The 25502-nt window shown below is 44.8% G+C and carries 26 protein-coding genes and 2 tRNA genes; 13 read left to right on the plus strand and 15 right to left on the minus strand.

Annotation, left to right across the window (positions count from 1 at the left end; all coding sequences use genetic code 11):
* Positions 1-5 precede the first annotated feature (5 nt).
* Positions 6-596, plus strand: a complete 591-nt coding sequence (locus tag N186_RS05265) for an indolepyruvate oxidoreductase subunit beta (protein WP_020962738.1) — start codon at positions 6-8, stop codon at positions 594-596.
* On the opposite strand, the gene N186_RS05270 is transcribed toward N186_RS05265, so the two are convergent.
* The 3 genes from N186_RS05270 to N186_RS05280 are packed head-to-tail and all read right to left on the minus strand — an operon-like array spanning position 577 to position 4251.
* The gene (locus N186_RS05270; RefSeq protein ID WP_020962739.1) at positions 577-1701 is read right to left on the minus strand and encodes a geranylgeranyl reductase family protein; all 1125 of its coding nucleotides are present in this window, start codon (positions 1699-1701) and stop codon (positions 577-579) included. The two genes, N186_RS05265 and N186_RS05270, sit on opposite strands and share 20 nt — an antisense overlap.
* Positions 1702-1729: 28 nt before the next feature.
* A complete protein-coding gene (locus N186_RS05275; RefSeq protein ID WP_020962740.1) occupies positions 1730-2359 on the minus strand; it encodes a hypothetical protein in 630 nt (209 codons plus the stop codon).
* Positions 2360-2364: 5 nt separating this feature from the next.
* Positions 2365-4251, minus strand: a complete 1887-nt coding sequence (locus N186_RS05280) for a hypothetical protein (protein ID WP_148682085.1) — start codon at positions 4249-4251, stop codon at positions 2365-2367.
* Positions 4252-4360: 109 nt separating this feature from the next.
* Here N186_RS05280 and lysS point away from each other — a divergent pair, with 109 nt between their 5' ends.
* The gene (gene lysS / locus N186_RS05285) at positions 4361-5998 is read left to right on the plus strand and encodes a lysine--tRNA ligase (protein WP_020962742.1); all 1638 of its coding nucleotides are present in this window, start codon (positions 4361-4363) and stop codon (positions 5996-5998) included.
* On the plus strand, positions 5991-6332 hold the full coding sequence (locus N186_RS05290) for a hypothetical protein (protein WP_020962743.1): 342 nt from the start codon (positions 5991-5993) through the stop codon (positions 6330-6332). The genes lysS and N186_RS05290 overlap by 8 nt, the downstream gene beginning before the upstream one ends.
* 19 nt (positions 6333-6351) lie before the next feature.
* Here N186_RS05290 and N186_RS05295 read toward each other — a convergent pair whose 3' ends face one another.
* Positions 6352-7944 carry a hypothetical protein gene (locus N186_RS05295; protein ID WP_020962744.1) on the minus strand — a complete coding sequence of 531 codons (1593 nt, stop codon included), beginning with the start codon at positions 7942-7944 and terminating at the stop codon, positions 6352-6354.
* 151 nt (positions 7945-8095) lie between these two features.
* Between N186_RS05295 and N186_RS05300 the strand changes: the two genes are divergently transcribed.
* Positions 8096-8767 (plus strand): hypothetical protein, encoded by a 672-nt coding sequence (locus N186_RS05300; protein WP_020962745.1) that lies wholly within the window; start codon positions 8096-8098, stop codon positions 8765-8767.
* On the opposite strand, the gene N186_RS05305 is transcribed toward N186_RS05300, so the two are convergent.
* Entirely contained in the window at positions 8764-9159 is a 396-nt protein-coding gene (locus tag N186_RS05305; protein ID WP_052885527.1) for a hypothetical protein, read from the minus strand. The two genes, N186_RS05300 and N186_RS05305, sit on opposite strands and share 4 nt — an antisense overlap.
* Positions 9160-9218: 59 nt before the next feature.
* On the opposite strand from N186_RS05305, the gene N186_RS05310 reads away from it, so the two are divergent.
* On the plus strand, positions 9219-9470 hold the full coding sequence (locus N186_RS05310; protein ID WP_020962747.1) for a hypothetical protein: 252 nt from the start codon (positions 9219-9221) through the stop codon (positions 9468-9470).
* Between the two features lie 59 nt (positions 9471-9529).
* On the opposite strand, the gene N186_RS05315 is transcribed toward N186_RS05310, so the two are convergent.
* From N186_RS05315 to N186_RS05330, 4 genes are all read right to left on the minus strand, one after another.
* Entirely contained in the window at positions 9530-10141 is a 612-nt protein-coding gene (locus N186_RS05315) for a hypothetical protein (protein WP_020962748.1), read from the minus strand.
* A 61-nt stretch (positions 10142-10202) separates the two neighbouring features.
* A complete protein-coding gene (udg, locus tag N186_RS05320) occupies positions 10203-10808 on the minus strand; it encodes a type-4 uracil-DNA glycosylase (protein ID WP_052885663.1) in 606 nt (201 codons plus the stop codon).
* Positions 10809-10857: 49 nt separating this feature from the next.
* Entirely contained in the window at positions 10858-11262 is a 405-nt protein-coding gene (locus N186_RS05325) for an aconitase X swivel domain-containing protein (protein WP_052885528.1), read from the minus strand.
* A 2-nt stretch (positions 11263-11264) separates the two neighbouring features.
* A complete protein-coding gene (locus tag N186_RS05330) occupies positions 11265-12455 on the minus strand; it encodes an aconitase X (RefSeq protein ID WP_020962751.1) in 1191 nt (396 codons plus the stop codon).
* 101 nt (positions 12456-12556) lie between these two features.
* On the opposite strand from N186_RS05330, the gene N186_RS05335 reads away from it, so the two are divergent.
* Both N186_RS05335 and N186_RS05340 read left to right on the plus strand, forming a co-directional pair.
* Positions 12557-15364 carry a PEGA domain-containing protein gene (locus tag N186_RS05335; RefSeq protein ID WP_020962752.1) on the plus strand — a complete coding sequence of 936 codons (2808 nt, stop codon included), beginning with the start codon at positions 12557-12559 and terminating at the stop codon, positions 15362-15364.
* A gap of 130 nt (positions 15365-15494) precedes the next feature.
* Positions 15495-16325 (plus strand): V4R domain-containing protein, encoded by an 831-nt coding sequence (locus N186_RS05340; RefSeq protein ID WP_020962753.1) that lies wholly within the window; start codon positions 15495-15497, stop codon positions 16323-16325.
* A gap of 34 nt (positions 16326-16359) precedes the next feature.
* Here N186_RS05340 and N186_RS05345 read toward each other — a convergent pair whose 3' ends face one another.
* Positions 16360-17247: a type II secretion system F family protein gene (locus N186_RS05345; protein ID WP_187147000.1), complete on the minus strand. Its 888-nt coding sequence runs from the start codon at positions 17245-17247 to the stop codon at positions 16360-16362.
* A gap of 87 nt (positions 17248-17334) precedes the next feature.
* Positions 17335-17433 (minus strand) — tRNA-Thr (locus tag N186_RS05350).
* 142 nt (positions 17434-17575) lie between these two features.
* On the opposite strand from N186_RS05350, the gene N186_RS05355 reads away from it, so the two are divergent.
* The 4 genes from N186_RS05355 to N186_RS05370 are packed head-to-tail and all read left to right on the plus strand — an operon-like array spanning position 17576 to position 20275.
* Positions 17576-18931 carry a phosphomannomutase/phosphoglucomutase gene (locus N186_RS05355; protein WP_020962755.1) on the plus strand — a complete coding sequence of 452 codons (1356 nt, stop codon included), beginning with the start codon at positions 17576-17578 and terminating at the stop codon, positions 18929-18931.
* Between the two features lie 44 nt (positions 18932-18975).
* Entirely contained in the window at positions 18976-19308 is a 333-nt protein-coding gene (locus N186_RS05360) for a hypothetical protein (RefSeq protein ID WP_148682088.1), read from the plus strand.
* Entirely contained in the window at positions 19287-19640 is a 354-nt protein-coding gene (locus tag N186_RS05365) for a hypothetical protein (RefSeq protein WP_020962757.1), read from the plus strand. The genes N186_RS05360 and N186_RS05365 overlap by 22 nt, the downstream gene beginning before the upstream one ends.
* Positions 19641-19642: 2 nt before the next feature.
* A complete protein-coding gene (locus tag N186_RS05370) occupies positions 19643-20275 on the plus strand; it encodes a V-type ATP synthase subunit E (RefSeq protein ID WP_020962758.1) in 633 nt (210 codons plus the stop codon).
* 20 nt (positions 20276-20295) lie between these two features.
* Here N186_RS05370 and N186_RS05375 read toward each other — a convergent pair whose 3' ends face one another.
* Positions 20296-20559, minus strand: coding sequence for a hypothetical protein (locus N186_RS05375; RefSeq protein ID WP_020962759.1), 264 nt, complete (start codon positions 20557-20559; stop codon positions 20296-20298).
* 84 nt (positions 20560-20643) lie between these two features.
* On the opposite strand from N186_RS05375, the gene N186_RS05380 reads away from it, so the two are divergent.
* A complete protein-coding gene (locus N186_RS05380; RefSeq protein ID WP_020962760.1) occupies positions 20644-21027 on the plus strand; it encodes a Trm112 family protein in 384 nt (127 codons plus the stop codon).
* Here the strand turns inward: N186_RS05380 and N186_RS05385 are convergent, their stop codons facing one another.
* Together N186_RS05385 and N186_RS09525 are read right to left on the minus strand one after the other, a co-directional pair.
* Positions 21028-22731 (minus strand): glutamate--tRNA ligase, encoded by a 1704-nt coding sequence (locus tag N186_RS05385; protein WP_052885664.1) that lies wholly within the window; start codon positions 22729-22731, stop codon positions 21028-21030. It abuts the gene before it with no gap.
* An 89-nt stretch (positions 22732-22820) separates the two neighbouring features.
* Positions 22821-22938, minus strand: a tRNA-Ala gene (locus N186_RS09525).
* A gap of 101 nt (positions 22939-23039) precedes the next feature.
* Here N186_RS09525 and N186_RS05395 point away from each other — a divergent pair.
* Complete coding sequence (locus N186_RS05395; protein ID WP_148682089.1) at positions 23040-23888, plus strand: class I SAM-dependent methyltransferase; 849 nt, start codon at positions 23040-23042, stop codon at positions 23886-23888.
* Here the strand turns inward: N186_RS05395 and N186_RS05400 are convergent.
* The gene (locus N186_RS05400) at positions 23881-25440 is read right to left on the minus strand and encodes a type II/IV secretion system ATPase subunit (protein ID WP_020962763.1); all 1560 of its coding nucleotides are present in this window, start codon (positions 25438-25440) and stop codon (positions 23881-23883) included. The two genes, N186_RS05395 and N186_RS05400, sit on opposite strands and share 8 nt — an antisense overlap.
* Positions 25441-25502: the final 62 nt, after the last annotated feature.

Below are 25502 nucleotides of genomic sequence, written 5' to 3' on the forward strand. Positions count from 1 at the left end.
AAGCTATGGGTATAAGGTCTATTGTTGTTACGGGGATTGGTGGGCAGGGGCAGATAACAATAGGGACGATTCTTGGGCAAGCCCTCCTCAGAAAGGGCTACAACGTAAGAGTAGGCGAGGTACATGGTTTGAGCCAGAGAGGCGGCTCAGTTGTAGTCTTTGTTAAATACGGGAAAGGGGTTCCATCATCCATCGTCACAGCCGGTGAGGCGGACGCCTTGATAGGGCTAGAGATGATTGAGAGCCTGCGAAGGGTTCCCCTTGTATCTCGGGATGGGCTACTAATAGTTAACGAGTTTTTCCTGCCACCACCTGCTAGTAAGCCACTTAGCAGAAAGGATGTTGAAGATGCCTTGAAAAGCATTGGAACAAAGACTGTTTTCATTAATGCAAACGAGCTGGCACTCAAAGCAGGCTCCCAGATAGCTTCGAACATAGTGATGGTGGGGGCCCTTGTAGGATCCGGGAAGGTAGATCTTACACTTGAAGATGTTTCAAATGTTCTCAGTGAGCGCTTCAAGGGCAAAACCTTGGAGATCAATATGAATGCATTGAGGATGGGATACGAATACGTCACTAGTCAAGGAGGACTTTAGATAAAAGTTTAAACACTAGGCTTGGCTTTTCAAATAAATATTTAAAACCAATTTCTCTTATTAAGAATGCCTGTCTATCCATGGAGCCTATCCTACTAATTAATTCTTCTCCATGCATCTCTTTTACTGTCCTGAAAATCTCGTCGAGCTCGGGGTCGCTTAAATTATTTAGGACTTTCCTCAGGGCAAATTGTAGAGTTGTCTCATGGCCTAGTGTTGCCCTGACATTTTTCTCATATAAGGTTGGATCATTTCTTATGAGAGCACTCGCAAGTAGTCTGGCAGCAATAGAGAGGTAGACAAGTCCTCCCCCAGTCGTGGGTTTGGTTTGACCTGCCGAGTCACCTATATAGAGCAAATCGCCGCGTAAAAGGTGTTTTACTAATCCACCCGTATACACTGTGCCGCCATAGGTCTTAATGACATGTAGAGGAGTTATCCCTATTCTTTCAAGCGTCTTTAGGACATACTTCATTCTAACTAGTGTTTTCCCCTTGGTTGCGACACCCACCTTGTATGTTTCGTCTCCAAGCGGGATAGCCCATGCAAAGAGTCCGTTGGAAAATTTCTCTCCCATGAATATAAGAACATGAGTTGTTATGCCTATGCTGTCTTTTACCTTTATATCATATTGGAGTGCAGGCAAAAGATGTTTTTTCTTATCTTCGTCTAAGTACTTTGTTCCTCCAGCGACAATGCCAAAGTTATTTTTACTTCTAACAAGTTTAGAAAAATCAGCAATGTTTACATGACTACCAAGCTTGACGTGAGCACCTAGCGATAAAACTTCTTCGTAAAGCCTTTCTTCAAGCCTCTCCCTGTCAACAACCACAGCGACAGTTTCTGGCCTCCCTACAATCAGCTTTTTCCCCGAAGGAGAAAAGAAAATAGCCCCCCTAAAAGTATTAATAATTAAGTTTTCGTCTATAATGCCGATATCTTTTCTCAAGCCTTCAAGGCTAACGAGACCGGTACAATGGATGGGTCGCCCAATTTTTTCATGCTCCTCGTAGACATAGACATCGCCACTATGACCTTTAAGGAGAAATCTAGCCACTTGTAATCCTGCTGGTCCAGCACCAAGGATGTGAATGTCTCTCTGCATATTACTCATTGTAGGCGCCTATAAAATGTCAAAATGGGTTGATGCTGTGTTTTTCCTTGGAGATCTGCCTTGCCAGGTAATATACGTAGTTCATCCAGCCTGGACTGTTTGCCGAAAGATGCTGTATAAAGAATGTGCCCTCTGCATCGAGCTTAGAAGCCAGCAATCCTATCAATTCGGTCACGCTTTTCCCGTTATATGTTTTCTTGAGGGCCTCCAGTTCGTTTAGAACCTCCGAACCCTGGCGCAGTACAATGTTGTGGACAAGGAGCCAGCTCTCTGAGAACAGCTTGAATAATCTTCTTGCCTCGTCGCTCCCGCCCTCAGTTATTTTGATAATGTTTTTCTCGGTTCCCCTATAGTTCTGTTTGAGTCTATAAGCGAGCTTCTTTTCTATAAGTTCTCCTAGCTTGTTTTCAATTATGGCTGAGTAGGGGAGAAAGAAGGATGGCGAAAGTTCTACTTCGGCATAAGGATAAATGGTCAATATGAAATGTACGACTTCCTCACCATAGATCGGTGTTCTGCCGTCAAGATAGAGCAACAAAAGTATATAGTCTTCAAGCCTTGGCTCGTAGACCTTTCCAAGCCTGAAATTCTCAAGCACCCCTTTTTTCCATGTATGCCCTCCTGTTGCTGGCTCCGAATCAATTGCCATATGAGTTACACTTCTTCTATACCTTTACCGCGATGTATAAATCTTTTAACTATTTTAGCTATCAGCCAAATCATAGTAAAGACGAAGATAAGTCCCACAGCCAGTGAAAGAATTTTTCCAGTAATCGTGAATCCATATATCTTGGCTACTTCGTCGATTTGTACTACTTTGAAAGTGTCTTGGCTGACCTCTAGTTTCTGTGGAAGGGCTTGTTCAACAATCAATGTATAGTTTCCCGCTGGAACAAAACCGAAATCTACTCTGCCCATTTCATCAGTCAACCTCGATTTTGAAAAGTCTCTTCCCTCAAGAAGTACCTGAATATTTTTAACCGGCTGGTCGAGTAAATTTCTCACGAGAACTTGTAGCTTGTAGGCTTGAATGGATAGAACCTTGTCTGCCGAAGAAAGGTCTATAGACACATCATATGTTGCCAGCAAAGTACCATTCCAGAGAACATCCAACTTATAGTTTCCCGGCGGCACCCCATGGTAAACAACAATACCGTCCATGCTACTGTTTGTTCTCATAGTTACGTATCCCCTCAGGATAGCTGTATAGTCTTTGAGGATCTCGCCCGTTCCCTGCCTAACAAATTGGAACCTCACCGTGGAAGTATTTGTCCGCACATCCATGCTCTGGTCAGAAAAAACATCTACTTTGCCTTTACCTATAGCTACAGAGCTCAAATAAGCAACTATATCATAGCTTCCCTTTGGCAGAGGACAGACCACTGCCTTGCCACTAGGCGTAAACCCCCTGTAAACTGGTATTCCGCGTGAGTATATTATGAAAGATGTATTATTCACGGGATACCCCATAAGGTCCAGGAATCTTATTTCCAGCGAGTAGATTGGTGGTTGCACAAGTAAGCTTGGGGGAGGCGAATAAATTATTAGGTCGCCTATAGAGATTCCTCCTGAAAAGAACCTAACGGTCAGGGTGGTGTTTTCACCTAGATATACCGTGTTCTCATTCACGTAGCCGTCTTGAGGAGGTATAATTTTGAATGTATAGTCCTTGATGTTGCAGAGTGTGTCGGGTAGAGCAACAGCCACATTGACGGAGTATCGACCCAAGCTCTCAGAAGCTGAAAGTCCCGGAGGAAAATATAGAGCGACATGGGGAGGATTAGCAAGAATAAAGTTTCCTCCTTTACTTTTATAGCTTGGATAATTTACATATATAGCTCTAAAATCATATGGTGGAAAAGTCACACTTCCCTCTTTGCTGGGTAGAAAATAGAGGTACCAGAGCGTTCCACTGATAAAGTTTTGTCCAATCGTGACGTTTGTAAAAGGTATCAGTATATCTACAGCCACAAGCCTCTGGCTAAGAATGTCTATAATAGAAGCATTCAGAACAAAGAAAGGCTTGTTGAAAAGTGTCGCTAAATCGTTGCTAGAGCTTAGGAGTAGCTCAACGCGGTATCCCGCGGGCACGAATCCAGGTACAATGGGTATCGTCAGGTTTGTGCCTGCGGACAAGGGAGAAGCCGACTTTAATCCAATTATCCCATTCATGCTTGTTAGCTGCGTTCTTCTCTGGAAAGATACAGTTATTGTATGTGGCTTGCCATCTAGCTGAACTATATAGGAAAACCACAGAGTACCCGTTTTAATAGAGGGTCTGTAGGGAACACCATCTATAAAAACGGTCATGGGCTGGAGCCCTGAGGATGGGTCGGTTCTTACCACAATTACATTGGCAACTGTATTAAAGCTCAGTGTATAGTCGTTAACCAGCAGATACCTGCTTGTCCAGTTTCCATTTGAATACTCCAAGATCTCAGCGTAGAAGTTTTCCGCAATAGGCAGGGAGTAAATACTCCTCAACAATGCTAGACAAATCACGAGGCCAAGCACGAGATATATCCTCCGATAGCTAGACAACGAGTCCACCAATTGTCAAAATTTACAAACATGGATAAGAAAATAATGTTTATCGTGCAGTCAAGAAAACCTATAAGAACAGGTATATCATAGAATCATAGACACATTCATGACGCATTGGATAGAAGAAATCGTAGAAAAACTGGCCCCAAGGGCAGAGGGCAAAGAATTCTTCGTAGCTAATGGTGGCTTGTCCGTCTCTGGCCTACAACATGTGGGGCGTCTAAGGGGAGAAATAACAATAGTTGACACCGTTGTTAGGCTACTAAGGAAAAGAGGCATAAATGCACACCACAAGCTCACACTCTACACCGTCGATGCCTGGAAGGGCAAGGACACACAGCTCAGCCAGTTCAGAGATCCAGAAGAGGCAAAAACCTACAAAGGATGGCCTCTCTATATGGTTCCTGACCCCTACGGGTGCCACTCTAACTGGGTAGAGCATTACTGGGCTGACTTTGGAAACTATCTTGACCAGTTTTCAGAGAAAGTCGAGGTTGTCACTACGAAGGATCTATATGAAAAAGACGAGAGAATGAAACGCTTTGTACTGCTATCTGTCACAGAGCTACGTGAAAAAGTTGTTTCAACGATAAACAAGTATAGGGGTGAAAAGAAGCTCCACAAAGACTATATTCCTTTCCAGCCCATATGTGAAAAATGCGGACGCGTAGACGCAACTGAGGCAATCGAGGTTGACCCAGTCAATTACCGCGTAAAATATGTATGCAAAAACTGTGGACACGAGGGGTGGCAGAGCCTAACAAAGGGCAAACTTAACTGGAGAGTTGAATGGGTTGGGGTTTGGTACGCCCTAAACGTGGACTTCGAGCCCTACGGCAAGGACCATGCAACCCCTGGCGGCTCGCGGGACAGTTGCAACGAGCTAGCAGAAAAAGTCTATGGATTCAAGCCACCAGAAGGGCTTGCCTATGAGTGGGTTGGATACAGAAGGCAGGGCAAGGACCTAGGAGACATGGGTTCGAGTGACTTTATCGGTTTCTCGCCGAAACAATGGCTAGAAGTCGCAGAAGGAGAAGTTCTAAGACTTATCTACCTATCTGCGCCCCCTATGAGACGGGTCGTCTTGAGCCTTGAAGAGGTTCCCAGCTATTATGACGAATACGACAAAGCCGAAAGGGTTTACTACGGCGTCGAAGAGGGAGACCCATTACTTGCAAAGAGCTACACTCTCTCTGCATTAAAGCCTCTACCAGAAAAAATGCCCTTCCAGCTCCGCTACATTAATGCCATGATACTTTCCCAAGTCTTGCCTAGCAAGGGCGAAGACCTCAACGAGGTTATAGCGAGGCTCAGAGAAACAAAGCAACTAAAACAAGATCTAACCGACTACGATATACACAGGATCAAAACAAGAATAACGTTGGCAAAGAAATGGCTACAGCTTTATGCCCCAGCCCAGTACAGGATAACAATAGTAGAAACACCACCAGTCAAAGAGATCTCAAAACTCCTCGGTGACGGGGTACGAGAGCTTTTAATCGAACTAAGAGAACAACTCTACAGACTACAGGAGTGGAACGAAGAAGAAATAAAGAAAACAATGATGAACATCAAAAAAACGCCCCAACAAGAGAAACAGTTCTTCAAGGCTCTATACCTAGCGTTCTTCGGCAAGGAATATGGGCCACGCCTGGCCCCATACCTAGCAATGCTTAATAAAGACTTCGTAATTCAACGCCTAGCAGAAGTTACAAACTCGGCTAAAGGTGAACAGGATGGCTGACTATATGGGTGAAAAAACAAAACCCAGCAAAACTCTTCTCATAGTTACCTTCATACCCATAATCCTAAACGTCCTTGTATTTATAGTGACCGACGGATTCAATGTACATCCACACCTCACCTCTCCATTCATATACCTCATAGGATCCTTCGTTATGCTCGTCATAGCGACATTCGTCGCATTTATCGGATACACGATGGCTAAAGACGAAGAGCCAGAATGGGGGAGCAAGCTTCAATTCAAAATAATACAAGCTTTAAACCTTCTGTGGGTACTTCTCTCAATAGTCTTTGCTCTCATGCTCGTCTTTGTATACTTGCTACGCGTGGCTTAAGGAGATCTTTCTTCGAATTTTAAATCTTTAATCTATCTTCACATCTCTTGAGTTGTTCCTTGAGGCTCACATTCTCCCTCTCCAGTGCTGCAACCCTGTTCTGGAGCTCTTCTAGCCTCTTCAGCTTCTCTTCAAGCTGTTTTTCACGCTCGTTTAGCTGGGCTTCTCGAGCCTCCAACCTTTCCCTAAGCTCGACAAGCGCGCTTTCCTTAGTGGCCAGCATTCTCTGATAGCCCACGAGTTCCCTTTCTTTCTCTAGTAGCCTCTTTTCCCAGCTTGCTAGTTCTTCTCTCTCCTTCAATAGTCTTTCTCGTACAGGCTCCAGCTCTTCTTTCAACATTCTTTCTTTTTCATCAATTTCGGCTTTTAGCTTCTGTAGATATGCTTCTTTCTCATTTATTTCTTTAATCAAGAGCTCGAGTTTCTCAGTTTTAGCCTCTCTTTGTGCAACTTCTTTCTCTCTCTCAGTCAATGCCTGCAACTTCTTCAAAAGCTCTTTTTCTTTTGTTGAAAGCTCGCTTTCCCAAGCCTTCAACTTTTGCTCCATTTCCTGCAAGGAAAGCTTTAACTTTCTGAGCTCTTCAGATTCTGTGGCAACCCTGCTGGCGAATGTTTTAAGTTCTGCCTCTCTTCGCTCAAGCTCTATAAACTTGGTACTTAGTTCTTGTTCTCGTTGCTTTAAATACTCAATATACTTTACTAAGTCGCCCACCTCAGGTATCCTTGAAACAGCCTTGTTAATATTCTCCAAGAGACCAGTAATCGTTTTCTCTCTTTCTAGCAAGGTTCTCTCTTGTTCCTGTAGCTTTTTGGCTTGTTCTTCCAGCATTATTTTTCTTTCTTCTAATTCCTTTATCTGGCGAGTCAGGGTTTCTGCCTTGGCTGACAACTGTGAATACTCTTCAACCATCTTGGCATATTTCTCGGCTTGTTCCTGCAAAGTTTTAGTAATGTTTTCTACATTTGAAATGTTAGTGCTAAGACCCTCAATAAGCTTTGCAATATTGTCTAGTGATTCACGCAGAAGGTTGTGAGTCTCGGCAACTTCTCCCAGGTTATCAAATATACCCTTTAGCCTTTCTATATCGATGCTAGTTATCAATTTTCTTGTCTCATCTAATTGCTCGATTATCGATTTCCCAAGTTCCTCGACTTGGCTCTGGGTCGCGTTTAGAGTTTTTCCAAGCTCTTCGACTTGGCTCTGTGTAGCGGTCTGCTGTACAAGTTCAAGAATCTTGCTTAGTGTTGTCTTTGCCTCTTCGAGACTGCTAAGCCACTTCTTTAGTTGCTCTATTGAGCTGCTTAGATTTTTCCCAAGTTCCTCGACTTGGCTCTGGGTCGCGTTTAGAGTTTTTCCAAGCTCTTCGACTTGGCTCTGTGTAGCGGCGCGCTGTGCCAACTCGAGCACATCTGCAAGTGTTGCACGAAGTTCGTCGATTGAAGCTATCAGCTGGGTAAGGGAGCTTCTTATGTTTGTCCTTATTGGTTCCTGTAAGACTTCTGGAAGTGTCGAAATCTTTCGGTCAAGAGTTGAAAGAGACGTTCTGATTTCTTCTGTGAGTTCATCGATTGTTGTTCCTTTTTCCTCCTTCTTGCCCCTGAAAAACGACAACTATTCCACCCGAAATAAATAGTGTAGTTTACGGGTATTAATTTTAAACGCTTAAATAGTTGGGAAAAAGGTCACAAGATTTTTGATTTTTCACCATACGTGGAAAAATGCAAGCATTAACAATATATCACACAAAAAACTAAGATGACTTATGGGTGAAAGTGATAAATCCATAAGCGACGACATAGAAGTTGTTGAAATTGGAGAAGGAGACATAGCCGTCCTCCTTGCCGCCCTCAAAAGACTCAACAACGGCGTCTACGCTTTAAAAGTCACACTAGACTTTTTGACGAGCAGAATATCCACACTGCCCGACAGGGTCAAAGAAATGGAGGAAGCTTTAAAGACACATGAAGAGTTTTTCAACCAAGAGAGCAAGAAGTTTACGGAAAGCCTACAGAAACACGAAGAAAACATTAAAAAGGAAAATCAAGAGCTTCTCAGCAACCTGCGTCTGCAACTAGACTTATTTGTAGAGAAGCTCTCTAACCAGCTTCAGGCAATGCAAGATCTCATCACGACAGTAAACCAAGACGTCAATATGATCGTGTCAAAACTTAACGAGGTTGAGGTAATCTCTACAGACACATCTATGACCGTTAAAGGAGAAGTAAAAAGTCTTGGTGCACGAATCACGAACATAGAGCTTGCCCTCAATGAATTATCCCAAAAAGTTTCTAGGCTTGAGGAAACACAGCTAACAACGCTTCACGATTTCTCGATCCAATTACAAGAATTATCACTAAGATTGGGAAGCATAGAGAAGATGCTTAAAGAAGGACGTACAAAAGAAGCCAGTGAACAAGCTCCCCAAGGCTCCTAAACAGCACTTTCTTCTCTCTTTTCCTTTGTCTTAACAAGTTTTGAAACAACCTCTTCTATCTTCTCGGCATCTGTCTTCGAAAAATCTTTCTTTGAAATCGCGCTCTTACCCTTGTCAGTCAAAACATAGAAGGGACGATACAGGTGGAGGAATCTGCCCCCTGCAGCATAGAGAACCTTTAGGTAGCCCTTTTCTGTTAAAGCATTTATCTCGTCGTCTAGCTCGCGGCTGAACTGGACACCTTCAGGAAAACTAAAACCAAAATCGACACCGTGCTCCTCCTGGAGTAGCTTTACGAGCCTATGTATGCCTTTTCTAGAAATAGGCTTTCCATAGACCTGGACTAGGTATAGCAACTTTTTTTGACGTGCCTCTAAGGATCTGCTAGACAAAATATCACCTAGAGACCCTAGTTTTACTTAATTTAAAATTTTTCTATCTCGAAGTTCCAATGCTAAAGCTAATATACTTGGGAAGAAGCAAATTGGAGAGATGGAGAAAACAAAGTGTGAAATATGTCTTTCCCGTCCTGCCCGCTACAAATGTTCCAAATGCGGTAGAGAAGTATGCGAAGAACACTATATTGCCTCCAAAGGGATATGCACGGCATGCGAAGAGACGCTCTGCCAGCTATGCGGTGAAAACTTGGCGATTGGTAACTGTAAGTACTGTGGGAGACTCGTATGCTACAAGTGCTCAGTAGAGGAAGGCGCGGCTCTGGTATGCAGAGAATGCCTGCAAAAACTTCCTACTGGAACACGACTACCTAAACTTTAACACGTGGATCCGGCCCCTCGATTTTACTTCTACAAGCGGCGAATAGTCATTGTAATAAAGCTTAAACTCTATACCTGTAGGATCTATGCCTGCCTTTCTTAGCTCGCCTCTCAGCTTCGCCAGGCCGTTTTCAACAGCCTTCTTGAATAGTTCACTGTATTTTTCAATTTCTTTGCTGTTCTCAAGGTATACTCTATGGACGGAGACACTCACATATAGCTTAGTTAGATAAGAGATATTCAATATGACTAGAGATATGAGGAGAACGATGTATGCAAGGAAAAGTTCAATATTTAAGAGGAGCAAGACAAGCGAGACAAGTGACGCAATAAATGAGAATACGAAAAGATAAGTAGAGAAGCTGTCGACCTTTTTGATCCTGGGAAACCTCGGATGCTTAATCAATATTGTCGAGATGTTTGTCAATGCTTCAGAAACTTTTTGCCACACCTCGTCCTCTAAGCCAAGGACTCTAATAAGTCTCAGAGTATCGGTAACATTGAAGAGTCTCATAGCCCTAACGGCGTCCAGGTCTTCAACGAGCCTCTTTAGCTGTTTTGCTCTTCTACGTGCCTTTTCACGTGGAGACTCGGACATAAATCTCCATGGTAAGGATACATTCATGTATGAAAATCTTGCTGTCCAAGTACAAATTCTATTAAAAGAAGCTGTCGAGTGTGCTCTGTGTACTCTTTCCTGAAAGAATTTTCCCAAGATTTGTGAAGTCTTCTTCAAGCACTTTCCTCATCTGAGGATTATATAGTGCGGCTGCGGGGTGAAGAGTTGGGAATACCTTGCATTCACCCCAAGAAAACCTAAAGTTGTAAATTTTTCCTCTAACACTTGTAATTGACTCCACGTTTACACCTTGAAGCCTGAAAATTGTCCTTGTGCTATGCCTTCCAAGAGTTACTATTAACACCGGCTGAATCACGGAGAGCTGTCTTATGAGGAAAGGTAAACATGCAGAAATTTCTTCTTCACGTGGATCCCTATTGTTTGGGGGTCTACACTTAACAACATTCGTTATATACACTTCTTCTCTTCTAAGCCCAGCCATAGAAATAAGCTCCGTGAGAAAAGCTCCAGCCGCGCCAACGAATGGTTTACCCTGAATGTCTTCGTTGCGTCCAGGAGCCTCTCCAATAAACACTATACCGTTACATGGATCCCCGTCCCCCGGAACAGTGTTAGTCCGAGATGAGGCCAAAGGACACTTCTTACATGTCTTTATTTCTTCACTTATCCTAGAAAGCTCCTCTATCACCTTCTCACAGTCAGCCCGTCTCTTCAAGAACACCGTTTAACCACCCTCAAAAGACATCTAGATACGCTCCTGAAGACGAGACCTCGAGAAATCCTCTCTTACCATTCAACGGGAGAGAATCCCTATTTATGTCGACATAAGTCATCATGGGTATTTTTCCAATTATTGCCCCCACGATAGTCACTTCGTCTGGGCGCAAACTCACGATTCCTGCAGGGGCTAGACCTTTCCTAGCCAGCCTCAAAAGTATATAGGATCCAACTGTGCTACCCTTGCTATGAGGAAAGACTAGAATCTTCCCGGCAATTATTTGAGAATATAGAGGATGACCTCTCTCCACAATTTTCCCGGAAGAGGGATCCACGCCGCCAAAAAAGGTTATCGGCTCAGGTGAGAACAAGATCTCTCCGGAAGCTTTACCCTCAACTACCGGCTTACCATTTATCCTCATTTTCAATCACTAACAGCGATTCTTTCCAATATGATTTTTCTGGGAACAAGGGAAACATTATACCCCTTAGAGGAAAGGTAGAAGGCCGCCTTACCCGAATCCGTGATAACGCTTCTTGAACCATACGCAAACAAGTTTGAGACAACCATACATGTATCTGCAAACATGTATATATTTAGCTCCTCAAGCTTTTTCCTCTTGTCCTCGTACATGCGGGCAACATCTCTGCTTGTATAGAGATATATTTTCCTTTTAGCCCGACCCCTCTTGCCAATCCACTCGACAATTTCTTGAACCTCATCCAGGCCTAGGTGGGGACAGCCCAGAACTATGATGCCCTCCCCATCTTCATTGAATTTTTCCATCTCTTCTTTTAACATTCCAGCATCTACCTCTACACGTTCACTTGGGATATCATCTACTTTCTCTGGCGAAACGCCTTCAATCAACACTAGACCTGTTCCACCAGAGGCACCGACGGCAGCGAGGAAAAGCTTCAGGTTCTCAACGTCTCCGTTGAGCCTGCTCAAGCCTATCACATACGGGACTCTGTTACCTGCAATCCTTCCAGCGATAAGCCCAGCAACCGAGAAAAGGTAGTTGTCAAAGATAAACTGCTCACTTATACTGAAGTCGATAGTCAACGTGGGTCTCCTATTTTCGTCCAGGTGTAGCCCAGAAAGAGGTGCGCGGCCAACAATGGCCTCCATAAGGGCTAGGGGACCACCATCACGGTTGGTCCTAGCCCCAATAATGCTGTTCGCGTAGAGCACGGCGTTGCTCTCAGACCAGGCTAAGTGGTCCCCGAAACCGATTTGTTCATAGAGGTGGGGTGTACACGTAAGGGTTATTTTTGCACCCATCCTCATAAACGCCCTCAAAATCCTGCCCTGTTTCTCGAAAACCTCAGGAGTTATCCCCATCTCTCGCCATTTTTCAGTGTCCATAGCGCCCGGGTTAACAGTTGTGGGGACTGAGAACCTTCCCCCTAGAGAAGCTATCTCTTCTAGAAAGCTAAGCCCCTCGTCCCCTATGTTTTCATAGGAGATGCCGGAGACATGTGCATGCTTTATCTTTACAAGTCTCTCTGCCGAAAACACTTCGCCCATCTTCACAACTGTTCTCATGGCTAGGGAAACTGCCTCTCCAAACTCACCGTCAAGCATTTTCTCTTCGATTTTATCGAGATACATGTGTCTAGCTATTCTTATCCAACCATTGTGAAAAGCTTTTCGTTACGGGGCAACAATAAGCATAATAAGTCTAAGTCTTGATATCTAAAAAAGTGGTCTAGTTGAAGAAGAGAATCCTCTTGCTCTCTGTCCTCATATTTGCAACTATACTGACTATCTTGGTGGAAGCTAGTCCGAACGAAGAATGGAGACTAGTAAACAGAATAACTTCTAACACGTGGTCAATTACAAAGGTGGTCTCTTCTCCAAGCGGCAATTTTATAGCCGCTATCTACCAGGAAAACGGCATTAACAAACTTGCTATCTACAATTCAAGCCTCAAACCTGTAAAACAAGTAACGCTCGAAAACACCTTTTCAGGCGATGCCTATTTCCTAAGCGACGGCCTTCTTATACTAGCTAAAAATCTCTACGGTACTATTCCTCACACAGAGATAGCCATCTACAATCCCCAGATAGACAAGACAATACTCAAAGTAGACTTGCCAGGCACCACAATAAATGAAATAAGGAAAGCCCTCGTCACAGGCAACTATCTTTTGTTACTAACACAAAAATACATCTTCTGGATCGACATAAAGGCAGCAACCTACACGGCTGTTCCAGACACACCTATAAACCAGGGCCTCCAAATGGTGGAGACGTCTAGGGGCATAGTGTTCCTAACGATAGAAACGTTTTGCCACATATGCTTATCCCTTAATGAAAAGGTCATACGCATATACCAGTGGACCCCATTTACATATCAATCCTTCGAGTACTACCACGTGCTTGCAATAGTTAACCTGGATCCCTACCTAGGTGTTCTCTTTGATAATGGAACAATAGGCATCTACGAGATAAACACTGGACTAAACAGAACATCTGCCATACACAACTTAGCAGTAAACTATTCTGCTGTATCTCTGCCAGACTACAAGTTCCTTTATTCCACAAGCACAGGAACCCCCACTAAGCTTACAATATTTGACGTCCCCCACGATACACTATATGAAGTCATGGTTCCCGTGACGAACACAAAAGGAGACAGTCTAGCCACTTATGTTTACGACGACGGCTTATACCTAGTAGCAAACAAGAACCAAAACCAAATAGCCCTCGGCAACTTCACGTCGAGGGATCCACCCTACCTGCTGAACACAACTACCTCTACGATTGTGGGTATTTCCAGAGGCCGGGACACCCTCGTAGTTTACGACTACAGGACTATAGAACTCTACAAGAAGACAGCCCGAGAAGTACAAAACTACGAGTTGACACTCGAAGTAGCTGACGAAACAGGCGCATCAATAGCAAACTTCACTGTTGAGATAAATGGGACAAAATACACAAGCAAAACAAATACTATCACACTAACCCTAAAAGAAGGCACATACAAAATAATCATATCCAAGCCAGGATACCAGCAATACATATTCACCACAAAGCTCACGTCCAACGAGACACGTAGAATCATACTACAAAAGACGAGGTACACTCTAAGGGTACATGCGTCCTCCAACGCTGGGCAGCCAGAAATCTACATTCTCGACGGAACAAGGGCCCTATGCAGAGGGATAGGCTACGCCGAGGCCAAAGTATTGCCCGGAAACTATACTGTCCTAGCGATGCTCCTCAACAACACGTACCAAGCCCCAGTAAAGGTCCGAAACGACACAGAAGTATACATAATCCTAAACATTGAAGAACGTCCCATTTTCCCACCAAACCTCCACGGTAACACCCAAAACCAAACAGCCATCAACGAAAACAACACAATAGTGATCGTCTATGGCTCAGACACCTGTGCCGAGTGCAGAGCACTAAAAAACCAGCTGAAACTCCTTGGAATAAATTTCACCTTTAAAGACATCTCAAACAAGACATACCTACAAGAATACCAAACACTCTACGACATGCTACCAACAAAAACAATCTATCAAATACCCTTCACACTACTTTTCAGGGGAAAACACCTCCAGGCCATAATAATCGGCTTGCCAAGCAGCCAATCACTTAAAGAAATACTAAACGAGATGAACGTCAACTCTACGTGGCTATATCTCGGGGACCAAAAACAAGAAGTCACACTAGACTCATCTGTATTTTACACATTGGCAACTAGAGGGATCTCTCTACTCAACACTACTGGCAACGCATTACCACAGCCCCCCAAAAACAATACAGGCACAATGACGCCAACACCAACCCCACAAGATATTTATCATGTCTTACCAGTAATAGCTACACTTGCCCTTGCAGACTCGATCAACCCATGCACCTTCATGGTCTTCTCTGCACTAGTCTTAGCAGTAGCATCTTTCTCTGGCACAAGAAAAGCCATCTATACCTCGGTCTCCTTTATCGGAGCAGTCTACCTGTCTTACCTCCTCCTAGGAATAGGACTAATAAGATTTGTCGCTATGTTTACCCAGCTCAGATACGTCCTAGCCCTCCTCGTACTCATCGCCGGAATATACGAAATATCCAACGCCACACAGTTCCCCAAGATGAAAGGCCTAGCACAAACCCTAAAGTTGCCAAAAACCTTCTCAAACATACAAGCAAAGCTCAATACACTGCAAGCCACCTTACTCGCTCGGGCCCAGAAAGGAAGCATGATATTAAGCTTCCTAGCCGGAACACTGGTAAGCTTCACACTTCTCCCATGCAGTAGCGGGCCCTACCTAGTAGCCGCTCTCATGGTGTCAAAACTGCCCTTTAACATTACGCTTGCATGTCTCCTTATCTATAATATGATATTTGTATTGCCACTAATCCTAATCTCGGCCGCAATAATCCTCGGCGGAAAACTCCTAGCAACATTGGACATGGCATCTATCAAAATAAATCAGCTAAGAAAATATACTTCCCTGCTCCTCGGTTTAGCCTTAATAATTTTAGCCTTGTGGATTATACTTTCTCCATAGGGAACAAGTCTTCTCAAAAACAAAAAATACCTCTGCAATACATATTTTCTATTGGAAAAAGTTTTTAAAAATTAATCTTTTTTTTGGAAAAAAGAAAAACTTTAAATAAGAGTCCAAGCAAAAAAATACTATGGAAAAACTTAACCTTATGCCATATTTCTTGGGGGCAATCGTTGTTAAGCAGGATGGAAATCCATACTTTTTCAACATAGTTTTGACCCCAGAAGCAATAAAGGCAGTCGGAGTCATAAACGAGATAACAAGGGTCTTTCTAGAAGAAAACGTCCCTGTACTTTTCTTCAAGGCATCTGTCCCTCCGACCGAGACAAGTGGCGAAATAAGAATTATTGTCTCAGCAGACCTTAAAGATTCTAAACAAGCCGAAAAGATAGTCTCAAAGCTGAAGCGATCTAAATTCGTTACAAAGGTAGATTTTGCGCCACCGCTCTTTAAAGGGGTAGGCGTCGACAAGTGGAGCTATCCCATTATGATTTGGAACGACCAAGCAATCATATTCAGGGCTTTCATTATGGGTCGTTTCCTTAGATGGGGATGGGAAAAAATAGGTGCGGGGTTTGGCGGGATCCTGTATAGGGCTTTTTTTGAGGCCGGTCGCGAGGCCTACGACAGGTTTTATTCTAGGCTGGCCAGGGGCAGGGAGGACCTTGTAAAGCTTGTCGAAGTCATGACTAGGCTTATGGGTTACGGTGTGTTAGAGGTCGTCGAGTTAACCGATGACAGGGCTGTTTTCAGGGTATACGACAATGTTGAGTGCATGAGCCTCAAGGGAGTAGAGGGGGCAGAAAACGCAATGCTCAGAGGTCTATTGGCTGGATTTCTCTCTGGCTACTGGAACACAGACGTATACCACATTAGGCCAGAAGAGACAAAATGCATAGCCAGGGGAGACCCATACTGCCAGCTAGAATACAGAAGAGAAAAATACGAGCCACTAGTATAAGAACTGAGAACTGAAAAGTCAAAATATTTTATTTTTATCTGAGGAACATTTCGGCCATGTAAAAGCTAAATGCCACAATGGACATTTGGGCGGCCGAGTGTATTAGGCCCGCAGAGGCTTTTCCATACCGCATCTTGCCAACCAGCATCCCCCCGAAGAAGGCAACGATTATTCCCGCGAAATACATTATGGCTGTATATACTCCGGGGTCTATTTTCCCCATCGCCCCAGGTATTCCCTGCAACTTGCTTAGAGGGATAACAAACACGTATAGGATTGTTAGCGCCAGCACCACGTATAGGATTGTCGAAACATATATTGTCATCATGTGTGGTCTAAGAGCAGTAAGCCTCTCGTCCTCATAAGCCCTCAGAGCGCCAAATATCTGTGAAGAAGACTCTAGAACGTCTATGAGCCTACCACTGCTCTCATATGCAGTAGAGATTATGGACGCCGCTCTCTCGAGAGCAGGTAGCCGGAACCTAGAAACACTTTTCTCAAGGGCCTGCGGGAGTGGAAGACCCAGCTCTATAAGCACAACGGCGTTCTTAAGAATCTTGCCTATTTCTCCACCATAGGTCTCGGCAACATGGCGCAGGCTCTCGGCAATTGTAAGCCCTGATCTCAAAGCCTCTGCTAGGCCCTTAAATATCTCCGGTAGCTCCCTGTGTACCCTATCGATAAAAAGATCTATAAAATAGTCAACTACAGCGTAAGGTAGCATGGCGAGCACCAGCGAGATGGTCCAGAGAACGTTGACCTTTACAGAGGTAACAACATAGACGCCCCCAACGTTTCGGATACTTTCCAGTAATTCGCCTCGAAGGAAAAAAACAAGATAAACAAATGGAATCGCTGACAACAGTGCCCCTATGGCGACAAGGAGAACTTTTCTCTGAAGACTCATCTCAATAAACGGCAAACGTATACACCTACTTATTTCCCACATTTAAAACCATAAAAACTCTATGCTTGATCCATGCAAAAAACTGCCCGGACAACACAAAAATGGAGCCCCGGCCGGGGTTTGAACCCGGGACCTTCGGCTATCTCGAACCTCTCCATGCCTCTTACGAGGCCGACGCTCCACCGGCTGAGCTACCGGGGCCGAGTTCGCGCGCGCTCTTGGCACGCGGAATTTAGGCCTACCTTTCATATGAATATCCTCTCTATTTTTTAAGTTTTCTACAAGCATGTCTCGTCTTGCGCGTGCTAACATATATATTTGGATTCTCTGACAATAGCAATGTATGGATAAATATAGGCACATATTCAGGGCCTACGATATCAGGGGTATTTTCGGCGAGGACCTGACACCCATAGTGGCAGTCAAGATTGGTGGCGCCCTGTCCAAGCATTTTCCAGGCGTATACTGTGTATGTAGTGACCTTAGGTCCAGCTCGCAGGCGCTAAAAATGGCTTTATCCTCTGGACTGCTAGGTAGCGGGCAAAACGTAGTCGACGCCGGCTTCGGTCCAATAGGAATGGCTATCTATGCAACGAAACACCTTGGATACCATGTTGCCTATGTAACTGCGTCCCATCTCCCCCCAGAGTGGAACGGCATAAAACTCTTCAAGCCTAATGGTCTCCCTATCTGTGAAGAAGACCTTGAAAAACTCGCTGAGACAGTCGAGAGGGAGGAATTTTGGGTAAAGGCCGGGGAAGAAGGAAAATATGTTTCGAGGGATGTTCTAAGCGAATACTATGACTTTCTACTTAAGGTTCCCAAGAAAACTAGCCGCAAGCTCAAAATAGTTGTTGACTGTGGTAACGGCGCTGCCTCGCTTGTTGTCCCTAGGCTTCTACGCGACCTCGGCCACGATGTCATTGGGATTAACTGTGATGTGGATCCGCTTTTCCGGGTTAGGGGCTCGGAGCCCACACCTGAAACAACAAGCTTCATGGGCAAGCTCATAAGAGACTTTAACGCAGACTTGGGGGTCAGCTTTGACGGTGACGGGGACAGGGCACTCTTTTTCGACGAAAAAGGCAACACCGTGACCCCAGAGCAAGCGGCACTAGTTATGCTGAAGGCGGCCCCGCCGGGAGACGTGGTAGCAAACGTCGAGTGTAGCAGTGTGGTCGAGAGGTTTGTCCAAGATAGGGGCGGGAAAGTAGTCAAAGTACCTGTAGGACGGATTCACATGATCTTTCAGGCCATGAAGTCGAATATCGTCCTTGGGGTCGAGAGTAGTGGACACTATATTCCCTACGGCGGTGTAAACCTCGACGACGGAATTCTCGCTGTACTCCAGTTAATTGAAGCCTTGGGAACACTAGACGCTCCTCTCTCAAGTCTGCTTGTACCAATGCCCTTGCTGAGAAAAATAAAGATCGAGATTAGCGACGAAGTAAAATTCAGAGTTGTGGATTGGCTCAAGAACACCTATCTATCCAAATACGAGAAAGTGTCAACGATAGATGGTGTACGTGTAGACCTGGAGGACGGATGGTTCCTTGTAAGAGCAAGCAACACTGAGCCTGCTATACGCGTAACAATAGAGTCAAACAATACCGAGGGGCTTGACAGAATCGAGAAAATGGTTAGGAAAGACATAGAACAAGCCATGAAAAGCCTGGGAAGTAGCCAGGCTAAGAAATAAATAGCAATAAAATGTAATAACAATTTCGTAACAGGGTGAAATGCTTGAGCGTGGTAGCAATTGGGGCATCGCCAACCATCGACGCGTTACGTCTACTGGGGTTCGAGATTTTCAAGGTACCCGAGAAAATTGGCAAAACAGAGGAAGACGAAATAGTGTCAAAAATTCTAGAAAGCAAAGTGGCCCTAATAGAGGGAGAAATCTATGCAAACCTCTCGGAACGTCTGGGTCGCACATTGTCCTACTTAAAGGAGCCCCCTCTCCTGGTAGTCATACCATCCTCAGAAAAAGCCTCTACACACAGGCTAGAAGAATTGTATGGTAAATTATCTATGGCAGTTGGGGTGAGGCTCAAATGGGTGAAGAAAGAAGAATAGACCCTATGGCTCTAAGCGAAGAGCTAGATATTACCGTCATCCTCGAGGAGCAGAAAAAAGCAGAGGAAATAGTGCAGGAGGCGAAGAAAAAGGCAGAAGCCATACTTGAAGAGGCCAGGTCGGCTGCAAGAGAAATCCTAGGCAAGGCACAGCAAGTCGAAATGGATCCAGAGGCCAAAAAGATGCTTGAGGAGGAGGAAAGAAAGATAAAGGACTCTCTTTCCCAATACGAGAGACAGCTAGACGAGGACTTGAAGAGGATCAAGGAAAAACTTACAAGCAACAGGGAACAGTTCAAAAAAATTATAGTCGAAATGTTCCTGGGGAGATAAATATGGGAGAACACAAGAGTCTCTTGGAAGTAATTATCAAGGAGATGAGGTCTGCCGCCGAGGAAGAGGCACAAAAAATACTTAAAGAGGCCGAGGCAGAGGCCCAAAAGATCCTCGAGGACGCACGAGCCAAGGCAGAGTCGCTGAGAAAGGAAAAACTTAACCAACTAGTCTTCGAGTATAGGCAGAAGCTACTCAGCGAGATTGCGCCGATGAGACTCGAGCTAAAGAGAAAATACATACAGGAGAAGTATAGACTAGTAGAGAACCAAGTTGACGAGTTGATTATGGAAGTGGTGAACGAGATAACAGGGTCAAGCGATACTAGAAAAGCTTTCTTAGTTAAAGTACTAAGCGATGCGGTAGCTTCTATGGCTTCCAGCGACCTAGTTATAAACCCGTGTTACGGTTCAAAAGACATTATACCTGACGTGCTAGAGGAAGTCAAACAGAAGCTACTTTCTTTGAAGCCAAACCTGAGGATTGAGGTTTCAACGCCTATAGAGTGTAGGGAAGGCGCAGTTATCACTTCGAGTGATGGTAGAGAAATCTACAATGCAACTCTTGAAGCAAAGATCAAGGAGGTAAGAGAATCAGTCCTTCCCAAGATTATGGAACAACTCTCGAAAAAATAGTTCTACATTAAGTCTAGGAACTATTTCCTGTTTTGTGTCTCAAGCTCTACTATAGCTGGGACAGGGTACTTGTACTTTATTTCCTTTAGTTTCCCTTTGCCTATTCTCGCAACTATTTTGTCGTCTACCAGGATAAGGTCGGCCTTCTTCTCTCTAATAATGTTTTCTATGTGTGTAATTGCCTCGGATGGGTTCTCAACTGCAATAACAATATCAGCTCCTCCGGCCTTTAAGGCATCTTCGAGGTCTCTAAATACTATGGCTGCGATCCTCATGCTGGGCATATTACTCTCATAGCAATTTGCACTATCTTTATAAGTTTTTCAAATCCTAAAAACTCTAGGTGACCTCCTATTAAGTATAGGTTGATGGACCTGCTTGCATGTCCATACGATAAACACTTCCCCCTAGAGCTTTACGTTGTAGAGGTCAACAAGTACGAGGAGAGGAATGTGTCTTTCAGGTCGAAGCCAGCATGTGAGCTTTACTGTGCCTTCAGGGGGAAGGAGGTCAAGGAATTCGGCGGCAAGGATCCTGGCTGTGACGAATGCATAAAATACGAGGTGAAGACTGGCGTGCTCTACTGCCCGACTTGTCAGAGATGGTACCCGATAAAAGACGAGATACCTGTCTTGTTACCTGACGATCTGCGAAAAAAGGACGAAGACTTGAAATTCCTAATGCAGATCAAAGACAGGATTCCAGAAAAAATCTGGTTGCAGGGAAAACCTTTCAACCTTTCTGAAAAATAGCTAGTCATGCGTATAGATATAGGTATTCTCTTGGTCTTTTTTCACGTAGCCTATCCTTACAAACTGTATCTGTTCTCCTATTTTAAGGTCGCTGGTAGAAGGTTCAGCAAGGCCATCAATCCTTTGTATAGTGTTTCCCTCAGCCTTTAGAATTGTAGCTTTAACGGCGGTTTCCACAGGCGCCCACTGTATGATCTGTAGCTTCTTTTCCTTGGCAAATACAATATCGTTGTTAAGGAACCTAAGACTCGAGCCATCTACCACCTCAAAGTTCCCAAGACCCATCAGTCTCAGGGCTTTGTCTTCTAGGTCTTTTTCGCTAACATAAATGAATGGCTGGCTAAGAGTTATTTTTCTCTTTCCACGTTCTGGGAAAGATGGATGAACGATGACCTCAGCAGTTATTGGTGGCTGAAGCCCAACTAGCTCAACTTTTCTAACGGGCTCTGGAACAAACATGTACCTGTTTGCCCGCGGCTCTAAGTATTTCCTGTTGAATGCATGTAGCTTTTCTATGCTTATCTTGGCTGTGGACGACTTTATGCCCACCTCTAAGACAATGTCCCAAATTGCTTCTGGAAGGATGCCTCTCCTCCTTAAAGCGGCCAAAGTTCCCAGCCTTATATCGTCGTACGATGCGTAGAGTTTCTTGTCGAGTCCTCTTTTAATTACCGACTTGCTGAGTATCATTCCTTCGAGGTTCATCCTTCCAAAATGTATACTTATAGGTGGCTTCCACCCCATATGCTCATATATATAGTTCTGCTTCAAGGTGTTGACGGCGTGCTCCTCTCCTCTCAAAACATGTGTTACGCCAAGCATGTGGTCGTCAACCGCGCAGGCAAAGTTGTATGTAGGCCACACGATATACTTGCTACCCACAAGTGGATGAGGTGACTTCTCAGTGTCGAGGACACGGAAAGCTATCCAGTCCCGTACAGACGGGTTAGGATGCGCGGGGTCTGTCTTGATACGTAGAACGGCAGCGCCCTCTGGGTATTCTCCTGAGAGCATTTTCTCCCAGCGTTCCACGTGCTCCTCGACGGGTAGCTGTGAGCAGGGGTCTGGGATGCCTTGATCCCTAAATTGCTTTATTTCTTCCTGGCTATGGGTACACACGTAGGCTTTTCCCCTCCTAATTAGCTCCTCTGCGACTCCGTAGTAGATCTCCATGCGCTGGCTCTGAATGTATTCCTCGTCCCATAGGACGTTAAGCCACTTTAGATCCTCTCTAATAAGGTCGTAGGCTTCCTTGAGGGGGCGCTTTGTCTTTGGGTCTGTATCCTCAAATCTCAAGATAAATTTCCCACTGTACATCTTCTTAGCATAGTAATAGTTGAGAATTGCTGGACGGGCACTGCCAAGGTGTAGCACAAAGTCTGGGTTCGGCGCAAACCTCGTTACCACTCTGCCTCCAAGTTCATCAGCTCCGGGCAAGGGAGGAAGACGTTTCACCTCTACACGTTTCTCGGCTGTAAGCGCCTCTGGCCAGATTTCCGCGAGAAGCCTGGCCTGTTGGTCTTTATCCATACTATTGACTTCGTCTACAACTTGTCTAACAATATCTAAGACTTCTTTTGCATTTCTCCTGAGCTCGGGGATCTCGGCGAAAATTTTGCTTGTGACAGCGTCGAGCCTAGCTTTTCCCCCAAACTTAACTGCATTTGCAAGTGCATGCTTGAGGGCAACCTTTCTGACGTCAATCTCCAAGACTCTCCACCAACACACACCTCTACAACACTGTAATTAAACTTTAGCTAGAACCCGTCTATAATGTATGAAAACAACAAAAATGGTGGACCGGCCGGGATTCGAACCCGGGACCACCACCGTTCTCGGTACCTCTATGTTTTCCTTGCGAAGGTGGCTTGAGGCTTCTAGGTCTGTATCCTCCCACTAGACGACCGGCCCCTTGACCAGCTATTTTACATGTAATGTTTGCTCCTAAATACTTTTCGGGCATAGAACCAAAGAATATATTTTGTCTGTTATTGTTTGTCCTTGTAGTACCTATGCATATCCGAGACGTGTTAAGAGGCAAGATTCCAGAAGATTTGCTTCGTCTAGTTCCTTCGAGCTTCGACATAATTGGTTCACGTGAAAAGGCCGTTGCGATTGTCGAGCTGGATGACGCGCTCTTGCCTTACAAGGAGCTTGTCGCAGATGCAATTTTCGAGGTTCACAAAAATGTGCGGGCAGTTTACAGGAAGGCGAGTGAAAGGAAGGGCGAGTACAGAGTGAGGGAGCTTGAGCTTATCAAGGGTGAAAACGTCACCGAGGTTATTCATATGGAGCATGGATACAAGATAAAGCTTGACGTGACAAAGGTATATTTTTCTCCTAGAGAAGCCACAGAAAGACAGAGAATAGCTAGCCAAGTTAAACCCGGCGAAACAGTGATGGTAATGTTTGCAGGGGTTGGACCCTTTGCAATCGCCATAGCGAAGAAACAGCCAGCAGTAGGCAGGATCATTGCTATCGAGATAAACCCGGACGCATATAGGTACATGGTCGAAAACATAAAGATAAACAAGGTAGAACACCTAGTGTATCCCGTACTTGGGGACGTGAAGATAGAGGCTCCAAGATTCTTCAACCAGTGTGACAGGGTCGTTATGCCGCTTCCAAAAGGGGCCTACCTCTTCCTCGACGAAGCCGTAAACTGCCTAAAGGAGACTGGCGGCTGGATCCACTTTTACCACTGGTCCCGAGAAGAAGACCTATTCACAGAAGCATTTAGGCTAGTGAGTGAAGCTGCTCGTAAAAGGGGCTTTACTGCGGAGCTTAGGGGGGCTAGGAAAGTGTCCCCATATGCGCCAAGAATCTACAAGGTAGCAGTAGACGTGCTGCTCACTAAGTAGTGCTAGTGCTCCTGGTAAGGCTTGGAAACGGATAAGAGCCGCTTGCGAGCAGGAAGTATGTCTGCTCTGGACGCAGATAATACTCCCTAATAACGTGGCTGACATCCTCGAACTTGTTAACATTGTTCTTAGCTAGTAGCTCTAGGATGGCTTTTCTTCTCTGGAGCTCTTCCTCTAGGTTCTTCTGTGGAATATATCTCTCCTGGGCAATAGCCTTTATTAGCTCGCTCTCGCCAACCTTCTCTATCTTCATAGTTACGGGATTATAGCTGAAAACCACGTTAAGCTTAACCTGCTTCTTATCCTCGTCTATCCCAACAGCCTCGGCAACAGTTACGATTCTTCGCACTATCTGCTCTCCTATCTTTATCCTCTTAATCAACATGAAGACGTTCATCAGGGGGACAAGGAATAGCGGTATATTCATGGGCGGCGAGATAAGCCTCTTCACGGCATAATCGATGTTCTCAGCATGTAGAGTACTCATGCCCGAGTGACCTGTAGCTATCGCCTGGAACAATGTGAAAGCCTCTTCGCCCCTAATTTCTCCCACAATGAGGTAGTCTGGCCGCATCCTCATAGCGCTCTTGAGTAGATCAAATAGGTCCACGTTTCTCACCCATTCCTCGTAGCTTGGACGTGTAACCAGAGGGGTCCAGTTTTCGTGTGGGAGTCTAAGCTCGGGCGTATCCTCTATTGTCACAATTTTTGCCTCTGGCCTTATGAATGTGGTCACTGCGTTGAGGGTAGTTGTCTTTCCGCCAGCGGTTGCGCCAATTATCAGTATGCTTCGATAGTTTTCTACAAGGTACCAAAGGTATGCTGCAACCTCCTCGTTAAGCGTGCCATTTTGTATCAAATCAATTATGGTATAGGGTACCTCTCTAAACTTCCTAATGGTAAACGTCCCGCCTTTCCTCGATACCTCCTCTAGTGTTGCATGCAACCTAAACCCCATAGGCAATGAGCCTTCAGCAATAGGCTGGGCCACAGAAATGTGCCTACCAGCCCTAAAACTCAGCTTGAGTATCAAGCTGGAAAGTTCTTCGGGATCCCGGAACACTATATTTGTTGGTATCGACTCGTACCTCCTATGCCAAACATATACTGGAACATTTAGGCCGTCACAGGAAATATCCTCAATGTTGGGGTCCTTTAGCAGGGCATCTATACGGCCATAGCCTATCGTATCGCGTTTAATATAGTAGAGATACTTGTCTAGGCTCTCAGGCGGAACTTTTATCTTGTATTTCTTTATGACGTCCTGTACCTCTTTCTCTAGGAAAACCTCTGGAGAAGTAGCCAGCATCCTGACAGCTTCGTCGATCCTTGCAGGAACCCTCTCAAGCATCCTTGTCCTTAGAGCATTCAATGTTTCTAGGTCGTTTCTAGTTAGAGGCGGCTCAACAAGCCTATACTCGACTGCGCCCTCTGCGCTCTTAACAATCAAAGCATAGGCATAGGGGGGCTGAATGGGGTAGAACTCTAGGACAATCTCTTTATCTTTAACGCCAGAAACTATGGGTATTTCTCCTGCATGTTGCACAGACATCTAGAATAAACCTTATGACTATCCTAATATTTATTACTGGCGCCTAGATATGCAAGTGTACT

Source organism: Thermofilum adornatum, assembly GCF_000446015.1.
Classification (GTDB): Archaea; Thermoproteota; Thermoprotei; order Thermofilales; family Thermofilaceae; genus Thermofilum; species Thermofilum adornatum.

Excerpts from the sequence above, each read along its gene's own strand:
- N186_RS05355 (WP_020962755.1), top strand. The coding sequence starts at position 17,576 with ATGGATAAATATAGGCACATATTCAGGGCCTACGATATCAGGGGTATT.
- N186_RS05370 (WP_020962758.1), top strand. The coding sequence starts at position 19,643 with ATGGGAGAACACAAGAGTCTCTTGGAAGTAATTATCAAGGAGATGAGG.
- N186_RS05330 (WP_020962751.1), bottom strand. The coding sequence starts at position 12,455 with ATGTATCTCGATAAAATCGAAGAGAAAATGCTTGACGGTGAGTTTGGA.
- N186_RS05265 (WP_020962738.1), top strand. The coding sequence starts at position 6 with ATGGGTATAAGGTCTATTGTTGTTACGGGGATTGGTGGGCAGGGGCAG.
- N186_RS05315 (WP_020962748.1), bottom strand. The coding sequence starts at position 10,141 with ATGTCCGAGTCTCCACGTGAAAAGGCACGTAGAAGAGCAAAACAGCTA.
- N186_RS05310 (WP_020962747.1), top strand. The coding sequence starts at position 9,219 with ATGCTAAAGCTAATATACTTGGGAAGAAGCAAATTGGAGAGATGGAGA.
- N186_RS05340 (WP_020962753.1), top strand. The coding sequence starts at position 15,495 with ATGGAAAAACTTAACCTTATGCCATATTTCTTGGGGGCAATCGTTGTT.
- N186_RS05380 (WP_020962760.1), top strand. The coding sequence starts at position 20,644 with ATGGACCTGCTTGCATGTCCATACGATAAACACTTCCCCCTAGAGCTT.
- N186_RS05375 (WP_020962759.1), bottom strand. The coding sequence starts at position 20,559 with ATGCCCAGCATGAGGATCGCAGCCATAGTATTTAGAGACCTCGAAGAT.
- N186_RS05325 (WP_052885528.1), bottom strand. The coding sequence starts at position 11,262 with ATGAGGATAAATGGTAAGCCGGTAGTTGAGGGTAAAGCTTCCGGAGAG.
- lysS (WP_020962742.1), top strand. The coding sequence starts at position 4,361 with ATGACGCATTGGATAGAAGAAATCGTAGAAAAACTGGCCCCAAGGGCA.
- N186_RS05395 (WP_148682089.1), top strand. The coding sequence starts at position 23,040 with ATGCATATCCGAGACGTGTTAAGAGGCAAGATTCCAGAAGATTTGCTT.
- N186_RS05300 (WP_020962745.1), top strand. The coding sequence starts at position 8,096 with ATGGGTGAAAGTGATAAATCCATAAGCGACGACATAGAAGTTGTTGAA.
- N186_RS05400 (WP_020962763.1), bottom strand. The coding sequence starts at position 25,440 with ATGTCTGTGCAACATGCAGGAGAAATACCCATAGTTTCTGGCGTTAAA.
- N186_RS05290 (WP_020962743.1), top strand. The coding sequence starts at position 5,991 with ATGGCTGACTATATGGGTGAAAAAACAAAACCCAGCAAAACTCTTCTC.
- N186_RS05365 (WP_020962757.1), top strand. The coding sequence starts at position 19,287 with ATGGGTGAAGAAAGAAGAATAGACCCTATGGCTCTAAGCGAAGAGCTA.
- N186_RS05275 (WP_020962740.1), bottom strand. The coding sequence starts at position 2,359 with ATGGCAATTGATTCGGAGCCAGCAACAGGAGGGCATACATGGAAAAAA.
- N186_RS05270 (WP_020962739.1), bottom strand. The coding sequence starts at position 1,701 with ATGCAGAGAGACATTCACATCCTTGGTGCTGGACCAGCAGGATTACAA.